Annotated in this window: 12 protein-coding genes and 1 pseudogene; 4 read left to right on the top strand and 9 right to left on the bottom strand. The window is 57.9% G+C overall.

The annotated features are described in order from the left end of the window. The 3 genes from THISIDRAFT_RS02315 to THISIDRAFT_RS02305 all read right to left on the bottom strand — a co-directional run. Positions 1-257 (bottom strand): helix-turn-helix domain-containing protein (locus THISIDRAFT_RS02315; RefSeq protein ID WP_418896120.1); only part of this gene is annotated, 257 nt, incomplete at its 3' end. 762 nt (positions 258-1,019) lie between these two features. Next, on the bottom strand, positions 1,020-1,379 hold the full coding sequence (locus THISIDRAFT_RS02310) for a 2Fe-2S iron-sulfur cluster-binding protein (RefSeq protein WP_006788152.1): 360 nt from the start codon (positions 1,377-1,379) through the stop codon (positions 1,020-1,022). Positions 1,380-1,585: 206 nt separating this feature from the next. Beyond that, complete coding sequence (locus tag THISIDRAFT_RS02305) at positions 1,586-2,746, bottom strand: ABC transporter ATP-binding protein (RefSeq protein ID WP_159098531.1); 1,161 nt, start codon at positions 2,744-2,746, stop codon at positions 1,586-1,588. A 118-nt stretch (positions 2,747-2,864) separates the two neighbouring features. On the opposite strand from THISIDRAFT_RS02305, the gene THISIDRAFT_RS02300 reads away from it, so the two are divergent. From THISIDRAFT_RS02300 to THISIDRAFT_RS02290, 3 genes and pseudogenes are all read left to right on the top strand, one after another. Beyond that, complete coding sequence (locus THISIDRAFT_RS02300) at positions 2,865-4,382, top strand: fumarate hydratase (RefSeq protein ID WP_006788150.1); 1,518 nt, start codon at positions 2,865-2,867, stop codon at positions 4,380-4,382. Next, entirely contained in the window at positions 4,382-4,864 is a 483-nt protein-coding gene (ispF, locus tag THISIDRAFT_RS02295; protein WP_006788149.1) for a 2-C-methyl-D-erythritol 2,4-cyclodiphosphate synthase, read from the top strand. Before THISIDRAFT_RS02300 ends, ispF begins: the two co-directional genes overlap by 1 nt. Positions 4,865-4,886: 22 nt before the next feature. Next, positions 4,887-5,029, top strand: a pseudogene (locus tag THISIDRAFT_RS02290) (IS5/IS1182 family transposase); the annotation flags it as partial. Positions 5,030-5,038: 9 nt separating this feature from the next. Here THISIDRAFT_RS02290 and THISIDRAFT_RS02285 read toward each other — a convergent pair. From THISIDRAFT_RS02285 to THISIDRAFT_RS02260, 6 genes are read right to left on the bottom strand one after another with little or no spacing between them, the layout of a single operon-like run. Continuing rightward, complete coding sequence (locus tag THISIDRAFT_RS02285) at positions 5,039-5,911, bottom strand: dihydroorotate dehydrogenase electron transfer subunit (protein ID WP_006788148.1); 873 nt, start codon at positions 5,909-5,911, stop codon at positions 5,039-5,041. Positions 5,912-5,913: 2 nt separating this feature from the next. Continuing rightward, entirely contained in the window at positions 5,914-7,203 is a 1,290-nt protein-coding gene (locus THISIDRAFT_RS02280; RefSeq protein WP_006788147.1) for a dihydroorotase, read from the bottom strand. After that, positions 7,200-8,204 carry an aspartate carbamoyltransferase catalytic subunit gene (locus tag THISIDRAFT_RS02275; RefSeq protein ID WP_006788146.1) on the bottom strand — a complete coding sequence of 335 codons (1,005 nt, stop codon included), beginning with the start codon at positions 8,202-8,204 and terminating at the stop codon, positions 7,200-7,202. The genes THISIDRAFT_RS02280 and THISIDRAFT_RS02275 overlap by 4 nt, the downstream gene beginning before the upstream one ends. Next, positions 8,205-8,726 (bottom strand): bifunctional pyr operon transcriptional regulator/uracil phosphoribosyltransferase PyrR, encoded by a 522-nt coding sequence (gene pyrR / locus THISIDRAFT_RS02270; protein WP_006788145.1) that lies wholly within the window; start codon positions 8,724-8,726, stop codon positions 8,205-8,207. Beyond that, a complete protein-coding gene (gene ruvX, locus THISIDRAFT_RS02265) occupies positions 8,723-9,199 on the bottom strand; it encodes a Holliday junction resolvase RuvX (RefSeq protein ID WP_050984925.1) in 477 nt (158 codons plus the stop codon). Before ruvX ends, pyrR begins: the two co-directional genes overlap by 4 nt. Then, positions 9,192-9,752 (bottom strand): YqgE/AlgH family protein, encoded by a 561-nt coding sequence (locus THISIDRAFT_RS02260; RefSeq protein ID WP_006788143.1) that lies wholly within the window; start codon positions 9,750-9,752, stop codon positions 9,192-9,194. Before THISIDRAFT_RS02260 ends, ruvX begins: the two co-directional genes overlap by 8 nt. Before the next feature lie 298 nt (positions 9,753-10,050). Between THISIDRAFT_RS02260 and THISIDRAFT_RS02255 the strand changes: the two genes are divergently transcribed. Continuing rightward, positions 10,051-12,663, top strand: coding sequence for a PEP/pyruvate-binding domain-containing protein (locus THISIDRAFT_RS02255; RefSeq protein ID WP_006788142.1), 2,613 nt, complete (start codon positions 10,051-10,053; stop codon positions 12,661-12,663). Positions 12,664-12,677: the final 14 nt, after the last annotated feature.

Raw genomic sequence — 12,677 nt, 5'->3', positions numbered from 1 at the left:
GTGGGGCCAAAGTCGGTGTAGTGCGTCTTGACCAAGGCGAGCACCTCCTGGCGTACTGTCTCGGCAATGGCGTTATTGGGACGTCGGCCACGGTGGCCACTGCGTAGCCCTGTCGCCCCATGCTCACGATAGCGGCGAACCAGGCGCTTGACCTGGCGCACGCTCAACCCCAGGCGCTGGGCCGCCTCGGCCTGCCGCAGATGCTTGTTCGCCACCGCCTGAATCATCTCTAGTCGGTCAATTTCTTTGTGACTCATCGTAATGTGCTCCTTCGTCATGCGTGCCCCTCCCGCTTAAATATAAAGGGGACATTTTAGAATTGGACGAAGGGGACATTACTGCTTTGGGCTAACACACAGTTAGAAATAGGGTTTACATACGCTTTAGCATACCCTACCATGGCCTTAGCCCGAGAACCAAGGGCTGTTCTCGTTCTTTAATAAGTTTAGGTTTGCGGTTATCTGGGCAAGTCTCAGATGTAAAACCTAAAGCGTACTCAAGAACTTAGCGCCAGATGTTTGTTCATCTGGCTTTGGCGGATCGGCCCATCCTCACTTGAGGGTGCGCGCTAACGTTTGTTAGCGAAACTCGATCAGCGCAGTAAAACCGCGCCGCAGAGCAAAAAACAGTTCTTGATTTTTTCTTCATTGTTTATCAGAATTTTCGCTTGTAGATAGGTTATCTACAAGCGCGAAGGTTTCGCGTTCTATGGTCGGGGTCGAAGTCGAATCGCAAAGTTGTTCTCTGTTCAGGATGAACGCCGAGGTCACTTTTATGGCGCAAGCTGGGTTTCGACGGCTGAAACCGCCCATGTTGCCGGTGTTGACCGGCCATTCGGTTGGGACTGCTCAACCCGGACTCCAGTTGCTCGCCCGCAAGGGTGTTATCAACGGAGAGCGAAGTGCCTAAAAATCGCATAAGCAACTTTGTTTAGGTTTTTAGGAACAGGTGTTTGTTGTATACGCAAGCTGATGGGTAAAAACGACTCCCCTCCTTGAACACGAGGGGAGCGGTCAGGCTTAACGACTGGGGTATTCGATCAACACCTCTTCATCGCGCAAAATCATCTGACAGGCCAGACGCCAGGGAGAAGGCGGCAGATCATCAATCAGCATCTGATCAATTTCTTCCTGAGTAATCTTGCCCATTTCTTTGAGCACCTGCGTCTCGCTGGGATTTAACGGCCCGCCCATCGGCTTGGACTGATCCATCGAGGTGACTTTGACCAGACAGGTGCCGCATTCACCATTCTGGCAACCAAAATCAATGGGGATATGATTCTCCTTGGCCAGTTGCAAAATGGTCTGTTTATGGCTGCCTGCCACCGCCTCTATCGTGCGGTCTTTGTGTAAGGGACTTCTAAAGGTAACTTTTGCCATGGCGCCGTGCTCCTCAAATGTTATAAATATAAAAATAAGCAAGCAGGCTTAGCAATAAGCATACCTTATCCACAGTCACGCCCATGCAGCGCCACCGCAACACCTCCCGAACAGCACCCGCCGCCAGCGACCTGTGATAAAAACAACATCCACCGCCGTTTTGTGAGATATACGACAGCATGCGATGGCACCGTAACACCGCCAGATCAAGCAATCTGCCACTGATGCGCCAGCTTGAGAAACCCCCGCTCTTCGCTGGTTTTGAGAATCTCCAGGTCCGTGATCAGTTTTTCGTGATAGACCAACAGACCTTGATCATCAAAGGCGCGGGCATGCAGGATATAGATGCCCGCCAGCAGGGGCAGCGCCGGAAAGTGGATATAAATCTCGCGGTGTAAGCCCTGGAGCGGGGCCATGCCTTGCAGGTGTGTTGCCGTAACATACACCCCGCGACCGTCTTCAAGCTTTAGCGACAGGCTCACATGATAGGGCGTATCCGGGCGCGGACATTCCACCACGATGCGTATGCTCAGATCACCATGCGGCTGTAGCGGCAGCGGGCTTAAGATCTCCAGCGCCGTGATAAGCGCAGGCGTGCCGCCGTGACCGGCCTGTAGTTCGGCGGGTGGGCAATCCTTGCTGAGCTGATAGGCCTCATAATGTGGCAATACGCGGGCGGGGGTGTCGTGCATCTGCATCCGGCCGGCTTTGAGCCAGATCACCTCATCACAAAACATGCTGACCTGATAGCTGCTGTGAGAGCAAAACAAAATGGTACAGCCGCCAGCACGGATGTCCATCATGCGATCAATGCACTTTTTCTGAAAATGCACATCACCGACCGCCAGGGCCTCATCAATAATGAGAATATCTGGCTCCAGCGAAGCCACCAGCGCAAAAGCCAGGCGCATTTTCATGCCGGTGGAATAGGTTTTTAAGGGGCGCTCAATAAACACCCCAAGCTCGGAAAACTCAATGATCTCGGTAAGTTTGGATTGCAGGTATTGGCGTGACAGGCCCAGAATATCGGCATAAAAAAACAGATTCTGCCGCCCGGTGAAATCCGGATGAAAGCCAATACCCAGCTCCAGCAGCGCCAAGACCTTACCCTGACGGTGAATCTGGCCCGATGAGGGCGTCAGGGTGCCGGCAATCAGCTGCAGCAAGGTACTTTTGCCTGAGCCGTTTTCCCCGACAATGCCCAGGGTGCGCCCTTTGGCAAGGCTAAAGCTGAGCTGATCCAGGGCAACAAATGGCGTATGGCGACGCCGGTGCAGCAAAAGCTCCAGCAAACGATCCGTGGGTTTGGCGTACAGCGGATAGATTTTGCTGAGCTGTTTGACAGCCAGTGCAGTGTTGCTTGACAAAGGTGCTACCATAAATCCTTAACTGTGTATCTGCGGGCTTGGCATCGGGCGGCTTGCGTTCACGCCAAAGCTTGTGTATTGATGCGCCCTGAGACCTAAAATGAGGAACCCGGTGGTTATGTGTGTAATTCGTGAAGGCGATTTTATTGACAGCATCGCCGATGCTTTTCAGTTTATCAGTTATTACCATCCCTTGGACTTTATCGAGGCGCTGTATGCGGCCTATCAGCTAGAGCAAAACCCGGCGGCCAAGGATGCGATGGCGCAGATTCTGGTTAATTCGCGTCTGTGTGCCGAGGGCAAACGCCCCATCTGTCAGGATACCGGGATTGCGGTGGTATTTCTTAAAATCGGTATGCAGGTCCGCTGGGATAGCGCCATGAGCCTGCAGGCCATGGTCGATGAAGGGGTGCGCCGCGCCTATAACCACCCGGACAATCGCCTGCGTGCCTCGGTATTACACGACCCCGCAGGTGCCCGCACAAACTCACAAGACAATACCCCGGCGGTGGTGCATGTGGAGATGGTGCCCGGCGATCAGGTCGAGGTTATCTGTGCGGCTAAAGGCGGTGGCTCGGAAAACAAAACCAAGCTGGCCATGCTCAATCCCTCTGATTCCATCGTGGACTGGGTGCTCAAAACCGTGCCGACCATGGGCGCAGGCTGGTGTCCGCCGGGGATTCTGGGCATCGGCATCGGCGGCACTCCGGAAAAGGCGGTGCTGATGGCCAAAGAATCCTTGATGGCACCGATTGATATTCATAAACTGCGCGCGCGCGGCCCACAAACCACCGCCGAAAAGCTGCGCCTTGAGCTTTATGAAAAAGTTAACGCTTTGGGCATTGGCGCGCAAGGGCTGGGCGGCTTGACCACGGTGCTGGATGTCAAGATCATGGATTATCCCACCCATGCCGCCTCCTTGCCGGTGGCGATGGTACCCAATTGCGCGGCCACCCGTCATGTGCATTTCCATCTTGATGGCAGCGGTCCGGCAAAGCTAACCCCGCCCTCGCTGGCCTCATTCCCGCAGATTCCCTATGACACCAGCCACGGGCGTCAGGTCAATCTGGATCAGCTGACATCTGCAGAGATTGCGCACTGGCGACCCGGTGATGAACTCTTGCTCAGTGGCCGTCTGCTCACCGGACGTGATGCCGCCCATCAGCGCCTCAAAGCGCTGCTGGATCAGGGCCAACCTTTGCCCGTCGATCTGCATAACCGCTTTATCTATTATGTCGGCCCGGTGGACCCGGTGCGTGATGAAGTGGTGGGTCCGGCCGGCCCGACCACCGCAACCCGCATGGATAAATTCACCCCGCAGATGCTCGCCCAGACCGGCCTTCTGGGCATGGTCGGTAAAGCCGAGCGTGGCCCGGTGGCGATTGAGGCGATCAAGCACCATGGCGCGGTGTATCTGATGGCGGTCGGCGGTGCGGCCTATCTGGTGTCCAAGGCGATCAAATCCGCCCGCGTGGTGGCCTTTGAAGATCTGGGCATGGAAGCGATTTACGAATTTGAGGTACAGGATATGCCGGTCACCGTCGCCGTGGACAGCCGGGGCGAATCAGTGCATGAAACCGGCCCCAAAACCTGGCAGCTCAAAATCGCCGCCATGCAATCACTGGAGAACGCATAATGCGCATCGGTCACGGCTTTGATGTACACGCCTTCTGTGCAGGCGATCATGTCATTCTCGGCGGGGTGAAAATCCCTTATCACCAGGCCTTCACGGCGCATTCTGATGGCGATGTGCTGATCCATGCTCTCTGTGATGCCCTGCTCGGCGCCTGTGGACTGGGGGATATCGGGCGCCACTTTCCCGATACTGACCCCACTTACAAAGGTGCTGACAGCCGTGAGCTGTTACGCCGGGTCATGCAAATGCTCAACAGTCGCGGGCTGCAAGTGCTCAACGTAGACAGCACTATCATTGCCCAGGCCCCCAAAATGGCCCCGCATATCGCGGCCATGCAGGCCAATCTCGCCGCTGATCTGGGCATCGCCATAACCCAGGTCAACGTCAAAGCCACCACCAGCGAAAAACTCGGCTTCACCGGGCGCGAGGAAGGCATCGCCGCCCATGCAGTCGTGTTATTAGGCCCTCGCGAAAACAGCTAACGCCATAATGTCAAGCTCTACCTACCGTCACCGGTATCAGGTCGAGAACGCTTTTTTGCACCTCAAAGGCTGGCGAGGGATTGCCAGTCACTATGCCCAGAACGCCGCTTCATTCCTGGCGGCGGCTCAATACGCTGTGTGGCTATCTGGCCGCGAATCGTGTGACGACAGTCTCTAAAACACCTGATAGGCGTCGAAGACCGGGCCATCGACGCAGACGCGTTGCATCCGTGGTTGTCCGTCTTGCTGGGTTTCTACGACACAGCCCGCGCAGCCGCCGACGCCGCAGGCCATGTGTTCTTCCAAGGAGACCTGGCAGGGTAGCTGGTAGGCTTTGGCCAGTGCGGCGCAGGCGGCGAGCATGGGGTGTGGGCCGCAGGCATAGATAGTCACCTTGGCGCGTTCGGCGGGGGCGAGCTGTTTGAGCCAGTGGTCGGCAAGTTCGGTGACAAAGCCATTAAAGCAGCCGGGCAGGCCAGCGCGTGAGCTCAGGCGGGTGGGAATGCCCCAGTCTTCACAACAGCTCAGGGTGTCGCTGGCCTCGGTGGGCAGCCCTGGAATGTCCAGCGCCGCCTTGCGGGTGTCGAAGGGAAAGGGCAGTTCAGAGCCTAGAAAGGCCAGCGGCTGATGGTGTGCATTCGCCGCTAAACGCGCCGCCAGAAATAGCACCGGCGGAATCCCTACGCCACCGCCCAAAAGCAGCGGGCGGGATGCGTGCGCAGGCAGGCTAAAGGGCTGGCCGATGGGGCCAATGAGATCAAGGATTTCGCCCGCCTTGCGGGTCGTTAATGTCTGGGTGCCCTGGCCAACAGGAAGGTAGAGCAGATCCACAACGCCCGCATCCGCGTCGGTGGATAAAATCGACAAGGGGCGGCGCAAGGGCAGATGCGGGTCACATTGCAGGTGGATAAACTGTCCTGGCTGGGCTTTTTGCGCGCAGATCGGGGCCTTGAGGCGCAGGAGATATTGGCCGCCGGGGCAGCGGTGGTTGTGGATGATCGGGGCCTGTTCAACAAACAGGGTATCGCGATGCGCAGTGGAGCTCATGGCTAAATCGGCCTTGCGTCAATGGAATGAATCAGTTGCCCGGCGACCATGGTGTACGTAACCACCCCGGCAAAACGCTGACCGAAAAAGGGGGTGTTCAGCCCCTGGCTGTGCCAGTTTTCCGGCTGCGGGCAATAGGCGGTATGGGGATTGAGCAGACACAGATCAGCGGCCTGGCCGACCTGTAGCTGTCCAAGCGGTAGTCTCAGAATATTTGCCGGGGCGCGGGTGAGGCGCGTGATGACCTCGGCCAGCGACAAAACGCCTTCACTGACCAGCTTCAGGCTCAAGGGCAGCAGCGTTTCCAGTGCGGAGATGCCCGGCTGGGTCGAGGGGAAGGGGGCCAGTTTGGCATCGGCCTCATGTGGTTGATGATCGGAGCAAATGGCATCAATGACGCCTTCTGCCAGGGCGCGCCGCAGCCCTTCACGGTCCTGTTCGGTGCGCAGCGGCGGGATGACATGGCATAGGCTGTTAAAGTCAGCGACATCGTGTTGTGTCAGGAACAGTTGATGAGCGCAGACATCCGCCGTGATGCGCAGGCCATCATCCTTGGCACGGGCAATCATGGCGGTTGCCCGGGCGGTGGACAGGCGGCATAGATGCACCCGTGCGCCGGTTTGCTCTGCCAGGGCGAGAATCACCCCTAGTGCGGCGGTTTCGGCGGCTTGCGGGATACCGGGCAGGCCCATGCGCGTGCCCACCGGGCCTTCATGAACACAGCCACTGCCCGCCAGCGAGGCATCCAGGGGATGCAAAAAGACGGTCAGGTCATGGCTGGCGGCATATTCCATCGCACGGCGCAACAGCACCGGGCTGCTGATGGGGCGCAGCGCCTGACTGACGCCCAAGGCCCCGGCCTGTTTAAGCGCCGCCATTTCAGCCAGTTGGCGCCCGTCAAGCCCGGCGGTTAAGGCCCCCAGTACCTTGACCCGCACCCCACTGCCATACTGTGCGCGGCGGGTAATCAGCTCGATGTGTGCGGGCGAGTCAACCGCCGGATCGGTGTCTGGCGGACATACCACCGTGGTGATGCCGCTGGCCGCCGCCGCGCGGGTTTCCGAGACCAGCGTGGCCTTGTATTCCTGACCGGGTTCGCGCAGACGGGCGCAAAGATCAATCAGCCCCGGCAGCAGCAGCGCCCCCTGGGCATCCAGATGGCGCTCCGCGTGAAAATCGGCGGGCACCTCTCCAACCGCCACGAGGGTATCATCCATAATCGCTACAGCGCCGGGACGATCCAGCCCCTGGGCGGGATCAAACAGGTGTGCGTTGCTGATCAAGGTTTTCACGCCTCACCTCCTGCCATACTGCCCATGATCAATGACATCACCGCCATGCGCACGGCAATTCCGTTCGTCACCTGCTCAAGAATCACCGACTGCGGCCCATCAGCTACGCACGAGTCAATCTCTACGCCGCGATTGACCGGGCCGGGGTGCATCACCATGCAATCCGGTTTGGCCAACGCCAGACGTTCTGCGCTGAGTCCCCAGTGTTGATAAAACTCCTGTTCGGAGGGGAGCAGGCCGCTGTCCATGCGCTCGCGCTGCAGGCGCAGGGTGATAATAACGTCGGCATCCTTAAGCCCCTGGCGAATATCCTCAAACACCCGCACTCCCAGACATTCCACTGAGGCCGGCAGCAGGGAACGCGGTGCCACCACGCGCACCTCACCGGTGCCGAGAATATTGAGTGCATGAATCTGCGAACGGGCCACGCGGGAATGGAGAATATCACCGACAATGGCCACACACAGCGAAGAAAAATCCGGCTTGTGGCGGCGGATGGTAAACACATCCAGCAGGGCCTGAGTGGGGTGGGCGTGGCGCCCGTCACCGGCATTGAGTACGCTGACATGCGGGGCGACATGGCGGGCGATAAAATGCGCCGCACCACTTTCGGCATGGCGCACCACGAACATATCCACCTGCATCGCCTCCAGATTGCGCAAGGTATCCAGCAGGCTTTCCCCCTTGACCGCCGAGGAGGTGCCGATATTGATATTGAGCACATCCGCCGACAGGCGCTTGGCGGCCAGCTCAAAGGTGGTTCGGGTGCGGGTGCTGGCCTCAAAAAAGAGATTGAGCACGGTCTTCCCGCGCAGCAAGGGCACCTTCTTGACCGCTTTTTCATTAACCCCGGCAAAGGAGGCAGCGGTGTCGAGCAGCTCCATCAGCAGTGCCCGCGACAGCCCTTCAATGGTCAGCAGATGGCGCAGGCGGCCCTGTGCATCAAGTTGTAAATCCGGGGCCAGTGGCCCGAAGGCGGGAATAGGCGTGGCAATATCCATTTAATCGGCGGCCAGGTTGGTAGAAAGGAGCTCAAGACGTAAGGGCGCAGGTCCGCGCAGCTTGATATGCTGGGAATCCAGCAGCTGTATCTGCGTTCCGACCACCTGCGCCTCAATGGGCAACTCGCGCCCATCCCGCGCCACCAGCACGGCCAGCGTCACCGAGGCCGGACGACCATAATCGAACAGCTCATTGAGCGCGGCGCGAATGGTGCGACCGCTGTAGAGCACATCATCGACCAGGATTAAATGCTGATCATCCACCTCAAAGGGCAGCTGCGAGGGGCGCACCTGCGGATGCAGGCCCATGTGACTGAAATCATCACGATAAAAGGCAATATCCAAAAGACCCAGCGGCTTGTCCAGGCCCAGGCGCTGATGCAGATGCTGCGCCACCCAGACACCGCCGGTGTGAATACCCACCATCGCCGGTGGCGTGGGGTAGCTTTTGATGCGTGTCGCCAGGGCACGGCTCATCTGTTCCAGCAAGGCCGGGACATCAAATACAGGGGGATTTGTCACAAAGGATGCTCCGCAAACCACTGCTCAAGGAGCAGACTGGCTGCCAAGGGATCAAGGGCCGGGGTTTTGCTGCGTTTGCGCCCGGTGTGCTGGCGAGCTGCTTCCAGGCGGGCGCTGGCCTCGGCGGAACTGGCATATTCATTCACCCGGTAAAGCGGCAGACCGTAGCGCTGGCCCAACTGGTCAGCAAAACGCTGAATGGCCCGCGCCAGCGGGTGCTCACGGCCATCGGCATAACTGACCCAGCCGATCACCAGTCCCTCCGGCTGCCAGTCTTTCACCAAGGCATCCAGCGCCTGCCAGTCCGGGCCGCTGGCACGGTTAGCCACCACCTCCAGCGGGTTGGCGCTTTGCGTGTAGCGATTGCCCACCGCCACGCCAATGCGTCGCGTCCCATAATCAAAACCCAGCAAAGTGATCATGCGGGGCCTGGCAGACGCTGAGGCCACTGCCGCCTGCGTACACTCAGGCATGACCGGCTACACCCGAAACCAGTGCGATATCAATGCCAAAGGAGCGGGCCGCCGCCTGCCAGCGATCAGCGCTGGGAGTGCGAAAGAGAATGTCAGGATCAGAGGGGCCGGTCAGCCAGGCATTTTCGGCAATCTCCTGCTCCAGCTGGCCCGGTCCCCACCCGGCATAACCCAGCGCCACCAGGCATTGGCGTGGCCCATCGCCACCGGCCATGGCCTCCAGAATATCGCGCGAGGTCGTCACCGAAATCGACTTACCCACCCGCAGCGTAGATTCCCACATGCGCCCGGTCGGATGCAGAATAAAACCGCGATCCGGCTGAATCGGCCCACCGCTATACACCGAAATCTGCTCATTGGGCAGGGTGGAGCTAATCTCCATATGATTAAGAATGGTCTGCAAGGTCAGCTCCGTGGGGCGATTGATCACAATCCCCATAGCCCCTCGCTCACTGTGCTCACACAGATACGTCACCGAATGAAAAAAATTCGGGTCTGCCAGTGCTGGCATAGCGATAAGAAAGTGATCCGTAAAATTCACAGTGCTTATCATCAATTTCTCCGCGAGAGACCCCGCGCCCATCACAAGGCCGGGGAGGGATGGTGGCTGCCAGCGGCAACCACCGCTGAAATAGTATCCGGTGATATTACAGGATTCGCAAGGCTTGCGGGAGGGGCTGGCAGAAGCAGGCACGCCAAGATGAAAGTGTGTCGGCCGGTGGCGGTATAATCATTGGGCATGCCTGTGGGGCGATGGATCAACGGGTTTCTCTTGGCCAGTGGGGGCGTAGCGCCTGGGCCGATGAGCAGTCGGTGATCCAGTTACATTCTTTGAAGAAAGGGGTTGTTTTATGCATAGCGACAAGGTTTCTACGGGTCTTGAACATCTGGATACCGTACTAGATAGCCTGCGCATTGGCGATAACGTGGTGTGGCGGGTTGATGAGATCAGCGATTATCAGGCATTGGTCAATCCTTTTGTGATGTCGGCGCTGGCGGCGCAGCGTCAGATCATTTATTTGCGGTTTGGGCAGCATCCTCCGCTGGTAGCACCCTCCGAGCATGTCAAGATCGTGGATGTCGATGCTTATCGCGGTTTTGAGCCATTCACCCGGCAGATTTACCAGTTGATTACCGATTATGGCCGGGGGGCTTTTTATGTGTTTGATTGCCTTTCGGATTTGTTGTCGGTGTGGGCCACCGACCTGATGGTGGGTTATTTTTTCAAGGTGATCTGCCCGTATCTGTATGAGCTGGATACGGTGGCGTATTTTGCGATTTTCTCGCAGCGCCATTCGCTGGCCACGGTGGGGCGTATCCGGGCGACGACGCAGGTATTGATTGATATTCATCGCACCGGCCCGCAGTGCTATGTCCAGCCGATCAAGGTGTGGGGGCGCAGTTCACCGACGATGTTTTTGCCGCATATCCAGAAAGAAGATACCTTTTTGCCGGTGATCAATAGCAGCGATGCGACCTTGCTGCAAAAAACCCTGCATCAGCGTCAGACGCAGATGCAAAAACGCCAGCTGGATTATTGGGATCGTTTGTTTTGGGAAGCCGGTGAACTGATCGAAACGCAGGCCCAAGGCGAGCGGGCAGAGGTGTTGCTGGATCGCTTGCTGCGTGTGTTGTTGGGGCAGGATGAGATTTTACAAACCATTGCCCGGCAGTATTTTTCCTTGCAGGATCTGCTGGATATCCGCTCGCGGATGATCGGTACCGGCCATATCGGCGGCAAGGCGGCAGGGATGTTGCTGGCGCGCAAGATTTTGCTGCAACACGATGGGCTAACCTGGTCGCGCTATCTGGAGCCGCACGATTCCTTTTATCTGGGCGCGGATGTGTATTATGCCTATATCGTGCATAACGGCTGGTGGCGCGAGTTCATGCTGCAAAAAACCGAAACGGGCTATTTTACCCAAGCGCAGTTTTTAGAGCAGGCGATGCTGAAAGGCGAGTTATCGCCCGAGATCGGGGCAGAGCTTGAGCGGATGCTGGATTATTACGGTCAATATCCGCTGCTGGTGCGTTCCAGCAGTCTGCTGGAAGATGGCTTTGGCAATGCCTTTGCCGGGAAATATGAAAGCCTGTTTTGCGTCAATCAGGGCTCACCGAACAAGCGCCTGGCGCATCTGCAGGCGGCCATCAAGCGGGTTTTTGCCAGCACCATGAGCGAGGATGCGCTGGCGTATCGCCAGCAACGCGGACTGGCGCATCACGAGGAGCCCATGGCCTTGCTATTGCAGCGGGTCAGCGGCCGTTATCATGCGCATTATTATATGCCCGATGCCGCCGGGGTGGGCATCTCGCGCAATACCTTTGCCTGGGAGCCGTCGATGCGCCCGGATGCCGGCATGGTGCGTCTGGTAATGGGCTTGGGCACGCGGGCGGTAGATCGCATTGAGGGGGATCATGCCTGTGTGGTGGCGCTGGATCAGCCGCACAAACGCCCCTTTGCCACGCGCAGTGATGCCATGCAGTTTTCCCAGCATGATGTCGATGTGCTCAATATTCGCAGCAATCAGCTGGAATCGATAGCACTGCGCCGTTTGCAGCAGGTGGTGGATGACCTGCCCTTGGCGTGGTGCGGAGAGCCGCAGCGCAGCGCACAAGACATTGCCAGCCTGCGCGCACAGACACAACAGCCGACGCTGTGGCATTTGAATTTTACGCCGCTGTTGCAGCACACGCCGTTTGTGGATTTGCTGCAACAACTGCTCAAAACCCTGGAGCGTACCTATAACTATCCCGTCGATGTGGAATTCACCCTGCACCTGCAGGCCGATGGCGAGCCGTTGATCAATCTGGTGCAATGCCGTCCCTTGCAGACCCTGGGAGAAAGTCTGTGCGTGGAGGTGCCCACAACACTGCCGCCCCAGCAGGTGTTTTTCCAGAGTCAGGGGGATTTCATGGGCGGGAGCATTGATCAGCCGCTGGATCGGGTGATTTTCGTCGATCCGCAGCAATATAGTCGCCTGAGCACGGTACAGCGCTTTGAACTGGCGCGCTGTATCGGGCGCTTCAATCGCGCCATCAGCAGCCGCGAAAGCTGTCCGACGCTGTTGGTCGGGCCGGGGCGTTGGGGAACCACCACGCCAGAGCTGGGGGTGCCGATTCGTTTTGCCGATATCAGCAAGGTCATGGCCCTGGTGGAAGTCGCGGCGATGGGCAATGGCATGGTGCCTGACTTGTCTTTTGGTTCGCATTTTTTTCAGGATCTGGTGGAATCGCGCATCGCCTATGTCGCCCTGTTTCCCAAGGCCGCGCATTGCCTGTATCGCCCTCAATGGCTTGTCGAACTCGGCGCCCATACACGCTTGGATCTCAGCGCAGAAAGCACCGATCCTGCGATATTGAAATGCTTACAGGTTTTTGATGTAAAAGGGGAAAATTTTCGCATGATGGCGGATGTACGCAGTCAGCGTCTGTTGTGCGCACGGATTGTGCATAAAAATTGCTAAGCCATAGTGAAGCG

The sequence above is a fragment of the Thiorhodospira sibirica ATCC 700588 genome, assembly GCF_000227725.2.
Taxonomy (GTDB): domain Bacteria; phylum Pseudomonadota; class Gammaproteobacteria; order Ectothiorhodospirales; family Ectothiorhodospiraceae; genus Thiorhodospira; species Thiorhodospira sibirica.
This window is presented reverse-complemented; position numbering and strand designations above follow the sequence as displayed.

Coding starts and splice junctions, on each gene's coding strand:
- THISIDRAFT_RS02255 (WP_006788142.1), top strand. CDS start 10,051: ATGCATAGCGACAAGGTTTCTACGGGTCTTGAACATCTGGATACCGTA.
- THISIDRAFT_RS02275 (WP_006788146.1), bottom strand. CDS start 8,204: ATGGATATTGCCACGCCTATTCCCGCCTTCGGGCCACTGGCCCCGGAT.
- THISIDRAFT_RS02260 (WP_006788143.1), bottom strand. CDS start 9,752: ATGATAAGCACTGTGAATTTTACGGATCACTTTCTTATCGCTATGCCA.
- ispF (WP_006788149.1), top strand. CDS start 4,382: ATGCGCATCGGTCACGGCTTTGATGTACACGCCTTCTGTGCAGGCGAT.
- THISIDRAFT_RS02285 (WP_006788148.1), bottom strand. CDS start 5,911: ATGAGCTCCACTGCGCATCGCGATACCCTGTTTGTTGAACAGGCCCCG.
- THISIDRAFT_RS02310 (WP_006788152.1), bottom strand. CDS start 1,379: ATGGCAAAAGTTACCTTTAGAAGTCCCTTACACAAAGACCGCACGATA.
- ruvX (WP_050984925.1), bottom strand. CDS start 9,199: ATGCCTGAGTGTACGCAGGCGGCAGTGGCCTCAGCGTCTGCCAGGCCC.
- THISIDRAFT_RS02300 (WP_006788150.1), top strand. CDS start 2,865: ATGTGTGTAATTCGTGAAGGCGATTTTATTGACAGCATCGCCGATGCT.